Origin of the sequence: Vogesella sp. LIG4 (assembly GCF_900090205.1) — a bacterium.
GTDB lineage: Bacteria > Pseudomonadota > Gammaproteobacteria > Burkholderiales > Chromobacteriaceae > Vogesella.
Map to the genome: position 1 here is coordinate 3,047,250 of NZ_LT607802.1, position 15,751 is coordinate 3,063,000.

Sequence of the window (15,751 nt, forward strand, 5' to 3'; positions counted from 1 at the left end):
CGCGCTACTGGATGCTGGAAGCAATCTCGAAGATCGGCATGTACATCAGCACGATGATTCCGCCGATCACCACCCCGATCACCACCATCATGGCGGGCTCCACCAGCCGGGAAATCAGGTCGATGGCGCGTCGCACCTTCGACTCCTGAAAGCTTGCTACCTGGTCCAGGATCGGGCCCAGGCTGCCGCTCTTCTCCGCCACGGTGAGCAGGCGGTAGGTGATCTCGTCGGCAAGCCCGTTCTGCTGGAAGGCATCGGAAACCTTGCCGCCGTTGCGTACCTGCTGCATCGCACCGTTCAGCGCGGAGCGGTCGGCACGGCTGATCAGGTCGCGGGCCAGATCGAAGGCCTGCAGGGCGGGAATGCCGCCATCGATCAGCATTGCCGTGGTGTGGAAGAACTGGGATTGGCGGAACAGGCGGAAATGGGCACCGATGCCCGGCAATGCCAGGATGCGGTCCGCAATCCAGCTGCGTACCCTGTTTTGGCGGCATGCGGCCACTGCGGCCAACATGCCGGCGGCAAGAGCGGCCGCCACGCTGCTGCTGTGTGCATGCACCATGCTGCCCCAGGCGATCAGCCACTGCGACAGCAGTGGCAGTGTGCGGCCACTGTGTTCCAGCAGGTCGGCGAAGCGGGGCACCACGAATCCCAGCAGGAACAGCACCACGGCGATGCCGACTGCCAGCAGTACCGCCGGATAGATGGCGGCTGCCACCACGCGCCCGCGCAGCTCCTGCAGCGTCTCGCTATTGCGCGAGTAGCGCTTCAGGCTGCTCGACAGGTCTCCGGTCTGCTCGCTGGCCTTGACGCAGGCAATGAGTACCTTGGGGAAAATGCTGCTGACGGATTCCAGCGCCCGGAACAGCGGTTGCCCCTGCTCCAGTTGCCGCAGCAGGTTGCGGTACACCTGTGCCGAGGACTCGTTGTGCTCGTTGCTGCTCAGCGTGCGCAGGGCATCGATGACGCCGACCCCGGCATCGAGCAGGGCGGCGAACTCCCGGGCGAACAGGTTGACATCGAGCCTGGCGCCCGGCAGTGCCGCCAGGCCCAGGCGAAGGGCCTGCTGGCGCGTGTCGGCGCGAACCGACACCACGCGCAGGCCACGCGCGTTGGCGCTGGCTACTGCGGCATTTGAAGAGTCGCCTTCGATCCGGATCGTTTGCACTGCACCGCGTGTATCGAAGACGCGTAGAACGTATTTCACCCGTGTCCACCCCATTGGCTGGGCGACCAGGCCCGTGTGCGGCAGCGTTATGTGCTGTCGCTGTTATGTGATGCTGTTGTTCTCGACCTGGTTTCCATTTGTTGGATAACCCGCTACTGAATGGCCCTGCGCCGCGCACGGGGCAGCCCCTGGCTGTGCAGACTTGCCGTGTTGATTGCAAATTTGCTCACTGCATTTTTGGTTCAGGCCGAAAGCAACAAGTAGTAGGGATGTTCGCCGAAAGGGATGGGGAACTACCCGCCAAATCAGCGGGCATTCAACCGGGCGCTTCCGCGCCAGCGGCCGGCACGGTACGGTGCTGCGTGGTGGGCAAAATGCCGCTGCAAAGCCTTGGGCGGCGTGTTTTTGCTGGCGAGGAACACTGCCCGGCCTGCGTGTGAGGCGGCAAAGGTTGGCCGCAAGCAGGGGCAGCGGCGGCTGGCGGGCGGGGTGGGGCGCAGTTGACCGGTTCAGGCTCATCTAAGGTGATAGGGGATGCAAGGTCCCCCTTGCTTTCCCTGCCTGTAGTATCAGCATTGGCAACGCCCTCGCCGTCCCTCTGGTGCGAGGGCACTTTTTTGCCCGCTCGCTGGCGGCACAGGCGGCTGAACGCTGCGGCCAACCCGGATACGCGGAAAAAGGGCGGCGATACCCTACCGTGCTTTGGGTAAGCCACCCAATGACAAGAGCGGCCGAAATTTCGAATACCAAGTTAAGCGCGCATCGCCGACGCCGTGACCCTGTCCCGGCCCTGGTGGTGGCTCTTTGAGGTATCGACAACTGGCAGGAGGTTCTCATGTCTTTAAATGCAATGACTTACTCACTTCTCATGCTGGGATTCGCAGCGATGGCTTCGGTCGCCCATGCAGATCCGGCAGCAGTCAAGGTTGAGTTGAACGACGGCCCTAACGGCATGGTCATGACCCTCGATAAAAACAAGGTAGAGACCGGCCCGGTGGAGTTCGAGGTTTCCAATAAATCGATGCACATGCAGCACGAAGTGCTGATCATCCCGTGGCAGGACGATGTCAACGGCTTGCCGTATGACGAAAAAACCCAGAAAGTGGATGAAGACAAACTGGTGGGCATGGTGGGGGTTGAGGACCTCGACCCGAACCAGAGCGTGACTGCCCGCTTCATGCTTGCCAAAGGGCGCTACCTGATTTTCTGCAACGAACCCGGGCACTACAAAGCCAATATGAAGCAGACCCTGGAGGTGAATTGAGCGCCTGCCAACCGCTGCCGTGCTGCCATTCGCGGGAGAGGAATGGCTGCGGCGCAAAAAAGATGCCCCTCGCGTGAGGGGTATCTTCGTTTTGGGAGTGGCACCTCAAGCAGGGCCTAGTGTGCTGCCAATGCGCTGTGCACCGTGTAATGGTGGGGTGGTGGCCATGTAGTGGGGCTGTGGCCTGCTTGTTCCTGGTTTTAAACTCAATGACATAAAATCATGGTTTTCCCTGCGCCGCTGAGCAGCGGGGAAAGCTTGCGCATTCACTGTGCTCCGCATTTTTGCTACAGCGTCTCTGCTTTCTGTTATTGCCTGCAATCCTTGCCCATAGGGCCTGTTAGGCATTTCCTGTTCTGCAACGCCAGCGGCCACCTACCACCAGCGCTTGATGGTGATCAACATTGTTTTGTCCTAAGTAGTTCTACTTGTTTTGTAAATTTATAAAAATTGCTAAATTTTGCATAAATTTACCTTTTATGAAGGATTTCACAGCGCGGGGCATGTGAGCATCAAGAGGGCGGGCAGTACTGGCCGGCTGTCTTTGCTCGCTGATGGTCGACTTGGAGGGTCGGGATTCATCTGTCCGCAAGAACGTGAAACGCACGGCGGGCAGCAGGCGCTACTGACTGGGGTTGCCAAGGGCAGCCGGGCAGCGCTGCATTGGTAGCCCGCTTGCCGGTGGAGTTGTGGTGACGATGTGGAGAGGCGCCATTCTGCATGGGTGCGGTAAATGGCGGCGATTTTTAAATGTCTTATTTTGAGGTGTTACATGAAGTTTGCTAATTTGTGTCTGTCTGCTGTTGCCATGTGCTGCATGTCTGCTGCCTTTGCTGCGCAAGGCAATTTTACCGGCCCCTCCATCAGTCTTGGCCTGGGCAGTTCCAGTAACAAGATTAAGTATGGCGGTTTCCTGGATGGCCAGTCCAGCTCCAAAACCGATGTGGTATCCGATCTGCAGTTCAATTACGGTATTGCTGCCGGAAGTAACTGGGTTATTGGCCTGGGGGCGAGCTATGATCTGAACGATCGCAAATTTGGTACCGTGAATTACATCGACGGTGGCCCACAAACGGTGGATGTAAAGCTGAAAGAGCATTGGTCGCTGTTTGTTACGCCGGGCTATCTGGTACAGCCGGATCTGCTGGTATATGGCAAGCTGGCCTACCACGGCGCCAAAGGGGAATATCACGATACCGATGTCGGTAATGGCACCCGTCACCATCAGGGTATTGGTTATGGTGTTGGCGTGAATTATGCACTCACGCGCGCTATCGAATTGGGGGCGGAAGTGCAGTATGTCAGCCTGAGCCGTGAATCTGCCAACCTCTCGAACGGCAAACCTTCGTTTACCGAAGCCATGCTGCGTGTGGGCTATCGCTTCTAAACGTATCGCCTTTTAGCCGCACCTCCAGCTGCTTGAACTCATGCGCTCACAGTCTTTCCCCGGTTGGTGAGTTATTTGGCAGGTGGCAGGAAATAAGATCACCCCGCTTGGCGGGGTGATCTTTTTTGCTTGAATGGCCAGTGCCCGGCCGAAACAATCGCCCGTGGCTTGAGCAATGCATGGATGCTTGCGCTACGGTACGGACGTCATGGACTCAAGCAGTTGTGCGCTTGCCATGACGCGCAGTGCTTATTTGGCGCATGGCGGATGTGGGTGAGCTGACTCGCCCGCCAGTTGACACTCTCTCGCTGAACTGCGACCCTTCCCGCTTCAATTGATCCGCCTTTGCCCACCATGAAAATCACCCAAAATACCGCCGTCACTCTGCGCATGAAAGTCACAGATAGCCAGGGTCTGGTTTACGACGATGGCAAGAGCCCCGTTTCCTACCTGCACGGCGATTACGACAACCTGTTCCCCAAACTGGAAGCTGCACTCGAAGGTCAGGAATCAGGCTTTCAAACCACGCTGGAACTTGCTACCGAAGACACCTTCGGCGAGCGCGACGAAGCACTGGTCACCACCATGCCCAAGGCCGACTTCCCGCCAGGCATCAAGGTAGGCGGCCAGATTCAGCGCCCTGGTCCGGATGGCCAACTGCGCTACTATTTCGTCACCAAGATCAAAGGCCCGACCGTATTGCTGGACGGCAACCACCCGCTTTGCGGCAAAACCCTGCGCTTCGCCCTCAAAGTTGTGGATGTACGTGAGGCAAGCGCCGAGGAAATTGCCCACCAGCATGTACATGGCGAGCACGGGCATCAGCACTGATACTAAGTCCGTCTCACACAAACAAAGCCCTCCCCATCCGGGAGGGCTTTTTTTTTGCCAGAAGCGCACCTGCCATCTGGCGTTGGTGACTTGCTCCTGATTCATGCGCCACCTACTGATCTGTTTCGGGGGGCCACATATTAGGCGGGTGTCTCCTGGGTTGCATTTCCTGCTGACGTTGAGTCGGCGCGCCTTGCGTATCAGGCTGCTGCTGATACTGGTCGGGACGTGGCCTGCCTTGCCGTTCGCCCTGCTGCGGCTGTTGCCGTTGTTGCCACTGCGGCTCTTGCGGTTGCTGCTGCTGTTGGGGGGCTTGTCGTTGCTGTTGCTGCCACTGCGGCTGTTGTCGTTGTTGCCACTGCGGCTCTTGCGGTTGCTGCCGCTGTTGGGGGGCTTGTCGTTGCTGTTGCTGCCACTGTGGCTGTTGTCGTTGTTGCCATTGCTGCTCTTGCGGTTGCTGCCGTTGTTGTGGCTGCTGTTGTGGTGCTTCCCGTTGCTGTTGTTGCCAGGGCGGCACTTGCTGCCGCTGCCATTGTGGGTGTGACGGCTCCTGCTGCTGTTGGTTTCTCGGTTGAAAACGCTGCGGTATGACTGTCTCACGCGGCTGATAACGGTAACTCTGGGATCGAATCGTATTTTGTTGCTCTACTGAACCTGGGTAGCGGCTACCCGAGTAGTTACGCTGGTAGTTGGGCAACGGTGCCGGTGGAGCGGATGAGAGATTCCAGCGCTCCCATCCTCTATGGCGTCTTTCCCAACCCGGCCCCCAATGCTCACCCCAACGAGGCGGCCGATCCTCACGCCAGTCCCTGAAATACGCCGGTGGCCTACGGTAATAGCGTACCGGAATCCGTAATATAAAGAGTGGAACATATTCTGGCTCTACCTCGTCCCAAGGTCCGTTATACCAGCTGGCTGCATACCAGCGGTCATCCTCGTATGCCCAATACAGGCCATCATAAAAGAAGAGGTTTACGTCCACCTGGGGGGCGTAGTAGACCGGATAGCCAGGTACTCTGACCAGGGATGGGTATATGGGCAAGTTGATGCCGATATCGATGCCAGGCAGTGCCACGCCAATGCCGATGGTAACCTGGGCATAAAGTGAGCTTGCCGGGTAAAACAGCAAGGACAACGCAAGAATGAGATAGCGCATTTTCAATCCTCCAATGGGGTGAACGGCCATCGCAGAGATGGTTGTTATTAAATAACTTGAAGATGGGTAAATGGGGAGGGTGATTCTGGGGTGCCGATCAACAATGCAACCTCAAAAATACACTGATGTGCTGAATGAAATCACCAAAATCCCGAAGGTCACCGCTGCCATGTCTCTGTGGCAGAAATATTCGGCCGAAGGTACGGAAAATATTCTTATGAATATCGCAGCTTGAATCAAGGCATTCATAAATGCGGCGGCATTGATAAAGATGTCGCCGTCCTTTGTTGACAATTTATCTGCCATTAAGTTTCTTGCGCGTTCCGTGTTTTTATTGCATCGGTGATAAATAATTGGTGATGCAGTAATCAGGAGGACTGAGCAGACTGGGCGGTCAAGCAAACTGCCAAATTTACACGACATGGTTAGCCATGGATTTACAGGACATGAGGATAATGCGGCTTGCAAGTTGATAGCTGCGGATGCCGCGGTTTTTACGGTGTCGATATACGAGCCCCGCAGCAGCGGGTGGGCATCCGCGCAAACGTTGGCCGCAGGCGGGATGCCAAAGATATTGCCGATCTGGTCTATCTCCAGCTGCAGCTCCAGCGCCTGCATTCAGTGAACCAACTGGTCGCGGCCTGCTTGTTCGGCATCGGAGATGGCGACGCGGGTAATGCCTGTGCGGCGAGCCGCGTTGCTCGCCGGCTGCAAGCAGCCATGGCTGTGGCGGCTGCCTTATGGGTACCTCGAAAAACTCCCACTTTCGTCGCGATACTGCGTTGCTCACGAAAAATTCCTCCTTACATATCAACTATATGCTGCGTCGGAATTTTTCGTTCGCGCCTTGTCTCGCTTAGAAACCAGGGTTTTTCGAGGCGCCCTTATGTGAAGCGTTCCCGCCTTGTATGTTCGCACTGGAGCAACGGTGCGTACTCGTGCAACTCGCGCGGCGCGATGTCGAAGGCGCGACGGAATGCCCGCGTAAAGCTCGACGCATCATTGAAGCCCAGCCCCCAGGCAATATCCTGCACTTCCCTATGCGGAAAGCGCACCAGTTGATCGGCTGCCATGCGCAGCCTGCGGTTGCGGATATAAGCGGCCAGGCCACCTTCATGCTCGAATAGCCGGTACACGCTGGCACGTGAGAGATGTAGCGATGCCAGAACGCTGTCCGGCGTCAGGTTCGGGTTACGCAGATTGGCCTCGACATGTCGCCGTACTTGCCCGTAGACGGCAGTACGCACCGCCGCACGGGCGTCGCCGGCAAGGCCCGCTTGATGGCGGAACGCCGCAGCGATGAGCTCTACCGCAGTGAGGAAAGACTGATGCGCTTCCTCCTTGCTCAGCCCGACGATTTGGCGCCTTAACGCCACCACATGCTCGATCAGCAGCCGCGTCACCGGAGTGCATGCGTGAACCCAGCGGCCATGTAGTGCGGCCGCATCAGGGAAGGACTTTTCCACCAGCGCGCGCGGCACAAACAGCAGCAGCATCCGGCCATGAAAACCCCGGATGGTGCACGGCTGGTCCATATCCAGCGCAAGAATGCTTGGCCCGGGAGCTGTGTGCGACGCGTCAGGTTGCTGCCTGCCGCCCAGGAACTGCGCCGGCGGCCCTTCAAGAAATATGCTGAACGTGATGTCGCGAATGCTCTCGGTCGACACCCGCCCCAAGGATCGTACGGCCAGGGTTGGCCCGGTGCGAAAGTCGAAGATGCTCAGATTGTCGATGGTGTAACGAGACAGCGAGGCATCAAACATATCCTCCGCCTGCCTTGACGACGGCTGTATGTCATAGACCGGGCTCATGCGTTCCTGCCAGGCCAGGAAGCTTTGGCGGGCATCGCCTTGCACGCTGAAGTCGCTGTGCACGATGCCGGGAGCGAGCATTGGCGGCTCCGGCAACAACAAGCTGCTTAGCGGTATCGCCGTGTGTGGTGGGTCATCGTTCAAAGCAGCACTCATCGCTGATTTTCATCCTGTCTTGATTCGCTCCGTGTGGCCGAATCGCCTATTGAGCGGCCCGCCCGCGGCGCACCAGGGTGTGATTGATCGGGCTCTTGAATAGCAATGAACCCTGACATCAGTTTAAAGCACGCAAGGTAATGCAGCGTGGGGGCCATGGCAAGCGTGGCTCTCCGTTTCGCACCGCCTTGCGTGAATTCTGCTACCGGAGCCAAGTCAGCTGGTGGCCATGCAGCCAAACCACGGGTGGTGGGGGGCAGGCCTCAGGGGAAGGGGTAACAGGAAGGGACATTCAGTGGCCGAATCGGCTGGAGACGTTCGGCAACCATCCAATGACTTGGTTAAGAAGCCGGGGTAGCCGATTCAAATTGAGACGCACGGTCAAGTGGGGTGCGCGCCGCCGATTGTACGCTTGGGGACACCTTCTATATCCCGCTGCAAAGCGAAAGCGTCAATTAGCGCGTAAGGCCGCGCTTGCGCGATATGGGAGGGGCAAATACACGAATTACCAACCTCCTACTACACAAAGGGGAAGCAATGAAAACCGGCGGCGGCCACTACCCAAAGCAAAAAACACTCGTGCTAGCCATTGCGGCAGCCCTGACAGGGATCGTCTCCATCAACGCGAACGCTGGAACGTCCTGCCCGCAGGTGGATACACCGGTAAGCTCTGCGCTTAGCTGGAGTGCGGGTGATTGCACTGTCACCACTTCCATTACCTCGTCGGTGAATTTTTCCCCGGCGATGTATGTTTCTACTGGCTCGGTGGGGACACTGACCAACAGCGGCACCATCAGCGGCAACAGCTGGGGGGGTATTGGTTTTTCCAACGGTGGTTCGATAGGATCGATCGCCGTTGTGAATAATGAAAGTGGCGGTTTGATCAGCGGGGCAGTCGCAGGACTCACAAACGTAGGCGTGATTGGCACGCTGAACAACAGCGGCACCATCAGTACGTCTAGTGATTCCGGTGGTACCACCGCTATTGTCAACTATGGCTCGATAACTGCTTTGAACAATCAAAGCAGCGGTTTGATCAGCTCTTCAACTTCGGGGGTCAAAAGCACGGGTACGATCGGCACGCTGAGCAATAGCGGGACGATCATTGGCGGCTACATTGCCATTAATAATGCGGGCCTCATCGACACCCTTACCAATAGCGGGACGCTCAGCGGTTACAATGGCCTCGACAATGGAGGAACCATCAATACGCTGAGCAATAGCGGGACGATCAGCACCGGCCGCAGTGGCATCAACAACAATGGCAACATTGGCACCCTGAGCAACAGCGGGCTAATCAGCGTCAGTAGCGGCACAGGCATCAGCAATGGCGGCTCCATCGGCACGCTGACCAACAGCGGTACAATCAGCGGTAGCAGTGGCGGCATATACAACTCTGGCGCCATCGGCACCCTGAACAATAGCGGCACGATCAGTGGCAGCAGTTATGCGATTTACAACGACACTTACGGCAGCATTGGCCAGATCAGCAATACCGGCGTTATCGCGGGCAATATCCATAATGCTTCTGCCAATGATCTTACCGTCAGCGGCGGCTCCGGCAGTACCTTCGGCACGCTGACCGGTTACGGCGGCACCATCGGCACCATCAGCAACACCGCATCCAATGTGGTGTTCAGTTCCGGCAATCAGCTACTCAACGACAACATCAACGTTGGCAGCAACGCGGTGAACAACATCGGCGCTACGCTGCAGGTCAACAATCCGCTCTCCATCACCGGCAACTACAGCCAGGGGGCGAGTGCCACGCTGCAGATCGGGGTGGCGGACGGAGCGGTGGCTACCGGCTCGATCGCGGACGACAGCGGCTATGGCCGCCTGGTGGTGTCCGGCAGCGCGACGATTGCGTCGGGTTCGTCGGTGGCGCTGCAGAAAACCGGCAGCTATGCGTTTGCCGCCGGGCAGCGCTTTGTGGTGATCGACGCGTCCAGCAGCGGCACCAATTACAACGAAGGCACGCTCAACTATTCGATCAAAGGCGCCACTGGCAGTGTGCTGACCGGCGCGGATGTTACATCCGGCGCTAACAGCGACCTGGTGGTGACGGTCGTGAATGCCGGCTCGGCGGCGTCGGGCACAGCCAGGCCGACGACTCCGGTTGCCGTCTCCTCCCTGAACGGGCTGCAGAACTACAGCGGTATCGACAGCGGCCTGCTGGGGCTGTTCAACGCCTCGCTGGCGATTGGCTCGACGGCTGAGGCCAACCGTGCCGGCGCACAGCTCGCCCCCTCGCAAAACTTCAGTGCCGGCAATGCCACGTCGGTGGCCACCTTCGATACCCTGAGCGTGGTCGGGGCGCATGCCGATACCCTGCGGCTGGCGCAGACCAATGGCCAGAGCGGTGTTGCCACCGGCGATAGCCCGCTGGAGTGGGGCGCCTGGGGCCAGCTGCTCGGCGGCCATGCCCACCAGGGCATGATCGACCAAGTCAGCGGCTATAGCGCCAACTATAGCGGGATAGTGCTCGGGGCCGACCGCGGCTTTGCCGAACGCTGGCGTGCCGGTGGTGCGTTCAGCTATAGCTCGACCTCGGTCGACGGCGCAGACAACCTGGCCGGCAGCTCCTCCCGTGTCGATGCCTACGGCCTGATCGGCTATGCCAGCTATATCGGCTCGCCGTGGTACCTCAACCTGTCGGCCAGCGTGCTGCAGCATGACTACCGCTCGACGCGCGATATCAGCTTCAGCGGCTTCGCCGGCCAGGCGCATGCCGACTACAAGGGGCAGCAATACGTGGGCAAGGCTGAGTTCGGTTACCCGCTTGCCCTGGCAGGAAACATGACGCTGACCCCGCTGGCCAGCCTGAGCTACAGCTACCTGCATCAGGATGGCTACACCGAAACCGGTGGCAACGGCGCAGCGTTGGCAGTGCAGTCCACGCATAACGAAGCGGTACGCAGCAGCCTGGGCGGCAAGCTGGAGAAAACCCTGCAGTCCAGCTATGGCGAAGTGGTGCCATACGCGCAACTGCTGTGGACGCACCAGTACAACCGCAGCCGGATGGCCACCACCGCCAGCTACGCGGCAGACAGCACCGGGGAAACCGGCTTCACCACTCTTGGCGCCACGCCCGTGGCGGATATGGGCGAGCTGGCGCTCGGGGTCAACCTGTTGAAGAGCGACAATCTGACATTGTCTGCCCGCTACGACCTGCAGGCCGCGCCGCACTACATGGGCCAAACCATCAGCCTGCGCCTGCGCAAGCTGTTCTGAGCCGGTTGAAGCGCTAAGCTGCTGGGCGTGCCTCCCTGGGGCACGCCCAGCGGTATGGCGTACTATCCCTGCATATTGCAAACGAGTGAATGATCGGAACCCCGCATGTCGAGTGCGCCCAATGCCAACACCCTAAGTATTCCGGAAGCGCTTAACCGTGCGCATGCTCACTGGCAGGCCGGCCAGGCGGATCAGGCCGAACAGTATTGCCAGCGGGTGCTGGCCGAGTGGCCGGGCCAGGCCGATGCGCTGCACTTGCTCGGTCTGATGGCCCATGCCTACGGCAACCTGGATCTGGCAATATCCCATTTGCGTCAGGCTTGCCTCGCGCCGCGTGCTCCGGCGATCTACTCCAGCAACCTGGCCGAGATGTTGCGCCAGAAAGGCCTGCTGACCGAGGGTGAGGAAGCCGCCCAGCGTGCCGTAACGATGGACCCTGCGCTGGTGCCGGGCTGGAGCAACCTGGGCATCCTGCTGCAGGAAGCGGGCAAGCTGGAGCAAAGCCTGGCCTGCCTGGAACGGGTGGTGGTGCTGACGCCAGATGCGCCGGAAGCACATAACAACCTGGCCAATACCCACAGGCGCCTGGGGCGGCTGGATCGGGCCGAGCAGCATTATCGGCAGGCGCTGGCGCTATACCCGAACTATGCCGAAGCGCACAGCAATCTCGCTTTTCTGCTCACTGCGCAAGGGCAGTATGACCAGGCGGCCGCAGAGGCTCGTCTGGCTATCGAACTCAACCCGCGGCTGATCGAGGCCTACCTGAACCTGGCCGACGTGGAAATCTCCCGCCATCGGCATGGCGCGGCGCTACAGGCGCTGGACGCACTGCAGGCCTTTGCCCCGCAGCATCCTGCCGGGCTTGTTGCGCGGGCGAAGGCGCTGAGGCAGCTCGAATATACCAATGAAGCGCTCGGGTTCGCGCAGCAGGCGGTGGCACTGACGCCGCGCAGCGCCGAAGCGCATCACGCACTGGCGCAAGTGCTGCAGGCACTGGGAGAAACCGACGAGGCGCTGGAGCAGTTTGAACAAGCGGCCGCGCTGCCCGGCACGGTGGCAGAAGAGGCGCTGATCGGGCGCGCCACGCTGCTGCTGGAATCCGGGCAGAAGGTAGAAGCGATGGCGGCGTTCGATCGTGCGCTGGCGGCTTTTCCAGGTTCGGTGCGGGTATTGACCAGCCGCGTGGACGCCAAGACCTTCAAGACAGGCGACCCCGATGTAGCGGCCATCGAAGCCCTACTGGCCGAAGGCGAACGCCGGCCGTTGCCGGATCGCATGTCGGCCCATTTTGCACTGGGCAAGGCCTATCTCGATATGGGCGACGCAACGCGCGCCTTTGCTCATCTCGATACAGCCAACCACCAGAAGCGTTCGACGTTCAGCTACGACTCGGCAGCCACGGGCAGCTGGATGCAGCGCATCGCCAGTACCTTCACGCAGGAATGGCCGGCGCGCCTGCAGGGCGCCGGCGCGCCCTCCGAACTGCCGGTCTTTATCATCGGGATGCCGCGTTCCGGTACTTCGCTGGTGGAGCAGATATTGTCATCCCACTCGCAGGTATTTGGCGCGGGCGAGCTGTCCGCGCTGCGCCTGGCGATTGAAAGCCAGGGCACGTTCCCGGAGCTATTGCACGGCCTGACACCGGCGCGGGCACAGCAACTGGGCCGTGCCTATCTGGACCGCATCGAACCGCTGGCGCATGGTCACCTGCGCTTGATCGACAAGATGCCGGGCAATTTCCTGTACGCCGGGCTGATTCCACTGCTGCTGCCGGGCGCGCGCATCATCCATTGCCGCCGCGACCCGGTGGATACCTGCCTGTCTTGCTATACCAAGCAGTTCGGCGGCGAGCAGCAGTTCACCTACGATCAGACCGAGCTGGGTGAGTTTTACCGCTACTACCAGCGCCTGATGGCGCATTGGGCTCAGGTCTTGCCGGCCGGGCGCTATATCGAGGTCGATTACGAAAGCGTGGTGGACGACCTGGAGGGAGAGGCACGCCGCCTGCTGGCATTCCTTGACTTGCCGTGGGAAGACGCCTGCCTGCAGTTCCACACCAATCGCCGGGTGGTGCGCACCGCCAGCGTGAACCAGGTACGCCAGCCGATCTACAAGACATCCAAGGGGCGCTGGCAAGCCTATGCCGAACATTTGCGCCCGCTGCTGGATGCACTCGGGGTGGCTGCGCCATGACGGTGGATGTGGCGGCAATCGAGCGCCAGGCCCGCGCGCTGATTTCGGCCGGCAGTCTGGAGGCGGCCGAGGCGCTGGTCCGCCCGTATCTGGCTTCCGGTAGCGGCCCGATCATGCTGTGGCGCCTGCTGGTGGATGCGATCCGCCCGCAAGGCAAGGTCGGCGAAACGCAGGCCATCCAGGAGATGCTGGTGGCCGCGGCCCCAGGCAACTATGCCATGCGCTTTGACCTGTCGGAAACCCTGCTGCTGCAGGGGCAGTTTGACCGCGGTTGGCGCGAGTACCACTACCGCTATAGTTTGCCGCATACCTCCGGCATCGAGCGCAAGGTGCAGCGGCCGCGCTGGGATGGCCGACCCATTCCCGGCAAAACACTGCTGATCCATGACGAGCAGGGCTACGGCGATACCTTCCAGTTCCTGCGCATGGTGGCCTGGGCACGAGAGCGCAGCCGTGCCCGCGTCATTCTCGAAATCAATCCCGAAAGTCTTTCGCTGGCGCAGCGTTGTGCCGGCTTTGACGAGCTGATCGTGCGCGGCAGCCTGCCGCCGGCATTCGATGTGCACTGCGAGATGATGAGCCTGCCGATGGCCATGGGCCTCAAAATGGAGGACCTGCCTGGGGCGGTGCCTTACCTGTCGGCCGACCCGCAGCGCCTGGCCATGTGGCAACAGCGCCTTGCTGCGCTGCCGCGGCCCCTGGTGGCGCTGGTCTGGGCGGGGCGCCCGACACACTTCAACGATGCCAACCGGTCGCTGAACCTGGCACAGCTGGCGTCGCTGGCCAGCCCGGGTGTGACTTTTGTTTCCATCCAGAAGGGGCCGGCTGCGGCTCAGGCGCAGAATCCGCCTGCCGGGATGTCGCTGCTATCGCTAAGCGACGAGATCCGGGATTTCGAAGATACCGCCGCCATTCTCGGCATTGCAGACCTGCTGGTTTCGGTTGATTCCTCGCCGGTGCATCTGGCCGGCGCCCTGGGGCGCCCGGCGTGGGTGATGCTGCCTTTCGTGCCCGACTGGCGCTGGTTGCTCGGCCGCGATGATACGCCGTGGTACCCCAGTGTCCGCCTGTTCCGCCAGCAGTCGCGTGGCGACTGGGATGGGGTCATGGCCGCGATGGCGCCACAGCTGGCGCGCATGGCTGCTGGGCAGGAGTAGCGGCCATGCATGGTTCGGTATCTGCAGGGCGACGGTGGGCCGCCCTGATGCTTGCGGCGGCATTGGCGGTTCTGCTGGGTGGGTGTGCGGAACTCGACCGTAACGCGCATGCTGCAGCGCTGGCCGCGCCGGCTGGCCTTAAGCGCGAACAAGTCGCCACTGGCCAGTTTGTGCTTACGGCTTTTGCACGCATCACGCGGGCTGACCAGGCGCTGACGGTCTACATCGAGGGAGACGGCCTGGCGTGGCTTAGCCGCAGCCAGGCATCGACAGACCCGACACCGCTTGCGGCAACCGGCCTGGCGCTGGCCGCGGTGGATCCGGCTGCGAACGTGGTGTACCTGGCCCGCCCATGCCAGTTTACCCCCATGGAACTGAACCCCGGTTGCAGCGAGCCGTACTGGACGGGCAAGCGCTTCGCGCCCGAAGTCATCGCGTCGATGAGCGCGGCCGTGAGCCATTTTGCGGCGCAAGTGCCGGGGCAGCGCATCCACCTGGTTGGCTACTCGGGCGGCGGCGCGGTGGCCGTACTCATGGCCGCGCGCCGCAGCGATATTGCTTCGATCCGGACGGTGGCGGGCAATCTGGATAGCGAACTCGTCAATCGGCTACACCATGTTTCGCCCATGCCCGAATCAGAAAACCCGGCCGCTTTCGCCGCGCAGATAGCGAAGATTCCACAGCTGCACTTCAGCGGAGCCGACGACACGGTGGTTTCCCCCGAGGTGGCAGACTACTTTATTCAGCTTACCGGTGGCCGCTGCGCACAGGCGCGCACGGTGCCGGCTATGACGCATAGCGGAGACTGGAGCAGAGTATGGCCGGCGTTGCTGGCGCAGGCTCCGGCATGTACAGGGCAATGACAATGAAGAGAACACCCGCCACCATCTGGCTGACCGGTCTGAGCGCGGCTGGCAAGACCACTCTCGCGCACGCGCTGGCAGATACGCTCGCTGCCAGCGGTATGGCCTGCCAGGTGCTGGATGGCGATATCGTGCGCCAGGAACTCTGCCGCGATCTCGGCTTCTCCAGGGAGGATCGCAGCGAGAACGTACGCCGCGTGGCGCAGCGCTGCCGGCAGATCAACGAAGCCGGGACATGGGCGATCGCCGCCTTGATCTCGCCTTATCGCGAAGACCGGGCCCGCGCGCGCCAGATTGTGGGCGAGTCGGCATTCTTCGAGATATTCCTGGCAACACCGCTATCTGTATGCGAAGCGCGCGACCCGAAAGGCTTGTACCGCAAAGCAAGGGCAGGGGGCATTGCCAATATGACCGGGGTAGATGACCCCTACGAGGTGCCGCTCAACCCCGAACTGCAGCTCGATACCGGCGCACAATCCATTGCCGAGTGTGTCGAGGTGGTCACCAAACTGCTCGGTTGAGCAGGCGCGG

At 60.6% G+C, this 15,751-nt stretch carries 12 protein-coding genes; 9 read left to right on the plus strand and 3 right to left on the minus strand.

Features of this window, described 5'->3' with window-relative positions:
- Positions 1-4 precede the first annotated feature (4 nt).
- Positions 5-1,168 (minus strand): type II secretion system F family protein, encoded by a 1,164-nt coding sequence (locus tag PSELUDRAFT_RS14285; protein ID WP_197693877.1) that lies wholly within the window; start codon positions 1,166-1,168, stop codon positions 5-7.
- A gap of 835 nt (positions 1,169-2,003) precedes the next feature.
- Between PSELUDRAFT_RS14285 and PSELUDRAFT_RS14290 the strand changes: the two genes are divergently transcribed.
- The 4 genes from PSELUDRAFT_RS14290 to PSELUDRAFT_RS19475 all read left to right on the plus strand — a co-directional run bounded on the left by PSELUDRAFT_RS14290 (position 2,004) and on the right by PSELUDRAFT_RS19475 (position 5,194).
- Complete coding sequence (locus tag PSELUDRAFT_RS14290; RefSeq protein ID WP_157725136.1) at positions 2,004-2,432, plus strand: hypothetical protein; 429 nt, start codon at positions 2,004-2,006, stop codon at positions 2,430-2,432.
- Positions 2,433-3,204: 772 nt separating this feature from the next.
- Positions 3,205-3,819 (plus strand): outer membrane protein, encoded by a 615-nt coding sequence (locus PSELUDRAFT_RS14295; RefSeq protein ID WP_157725137.1) that lies wholly within the window; start codon positions 3,205-3,207, stop codon positions 3,817-3,819.
- A 354-nt stretch (positions 3,820-4,173) separates the two neighbouring features.
- Entirely contained in the window at positions 4,174-4,650 is a 477-nt protein-coding gene (locus PSELUDRAFT_RS14300) for a peptidylprolyl isomerase (RefSeq protein ID WP_088967469.1), read from the plus strand.
- Between the two features lie 160 nt (positions 4,651-4,810).
- The gene (locus PSELUDRAFT_RS19475; protein WP_157725138.1) at positions 4,811-5,194 is read left to right on the plus strand and encodes a hypothetical protein; all 384 of its coding nucleotides are present in this window, start codon (positions 4,811-4,813) and stop codon (positions 5,192-5,194) included.
- A 723-nt stretch (positions 5,195-5,917) separates the two neighbouring features.
- Here the strand turns inward: PSELUDRAFT_RS19475 and PSELUDRAFT_RS19480 are convergent.
- Both PSELUDRAFT_RS19480 and PSELUDRAFT_RS14315 read right to left on the minus strand, forming a co-directional pair.
- Entirely contained in the window at positions 5,918-6,424 is a 507-nt protein-coding gene (locus tag PSELUDRAFT_RS19480; protein WP_157725139.1) for a hypothetical protein, read from the minus strand.
- Positions 6,425-6,690: 266 nt separating this feature from the next.
- Positions 6,691-7,698, minus strand: coding sequence for a helix-turn-helix domain-containing protein (locus tag PSELUDRAFT_RS14315; protein ID WP_197693878.1), 1,008 nt, complete (start codon positions 7,696-7,698; stop codon positions 6,691-6,693).
- Positions 7,699-8,310: 612 nt separating this feature from the next.
- On the opposite strand from PSELUDRAFT_RS14315, the gene PSELUDRAFT_RS14320 reads away from it, so the two are divergent.
- The 5 genes from PSELUDRAFT_RS14320 (at position 8,311) to cysC (ending at position 15,741) form a co-directional block, all read left to right on the plus strand.
- Positions 8,311-11,007, plus strand: coding sequence for an autotransporter domain-containing protein (locus PSELUDRAFT_RS14320; protein ID WP_088967472.1), 2,697 nt, complete (start codon positions 8,311-8,313; stop codon positions 11,005-11,007).
- Positions 11,008-11,112: 105 nt separating this feature from the next.
- On the plus strand, positions 11,113-13,200 hold the full coding sequence (locus tag PSELUDRAFT_RS14325) for a tetratricopeptide repeat-containing sulfotransferase family protein (RefSeq protein WP_088967473.1): 2,088 nt from the start codon (positions 11,113-11,115) through the stop codon (positions 13,198-13,200).
- Entirely contained in the window at positions 13,197-14,357 is a 1,161-nt protein-coding gene (locus PSELUDRAFT_RS14330; protein ID WP_088967474.1) for a glycosyl transferase family 8, read from the plus strand. Before PSELUDRAFT_RS14325 ends, PSELUDRAFT_RS14330 begins: the two co-directional genes overlap by 4 nt.
- A 5-nt stretch (positions 14,358-14,362) precedes the next feature.
- Entirely contained in the window at positions 14,363-15,220 is an 858-nt protein-coding gene (locus tag PSELUDRAFT_RS14335; RefSeq protein WP_088967475.1) for an alpha/beta fold hydrolase, read from the plus strand.
- A 2-nt stretch (positions 15,221-15,222) separates the two neighbouring features.
- Complete coding sequence (gene cysC, locus PSELUDRAFT_RS14340; RefSeq protein ID WP_088968515.1) at positions 15,223-15,741, plus strand: adenylyl-sulfate kinase; 519 nt, start codon at positions 15,223-15,225, stop codon at positions 15,739-15,741.
- Positions 15,742-15,751: the final 10 nt, after the last annotated feature.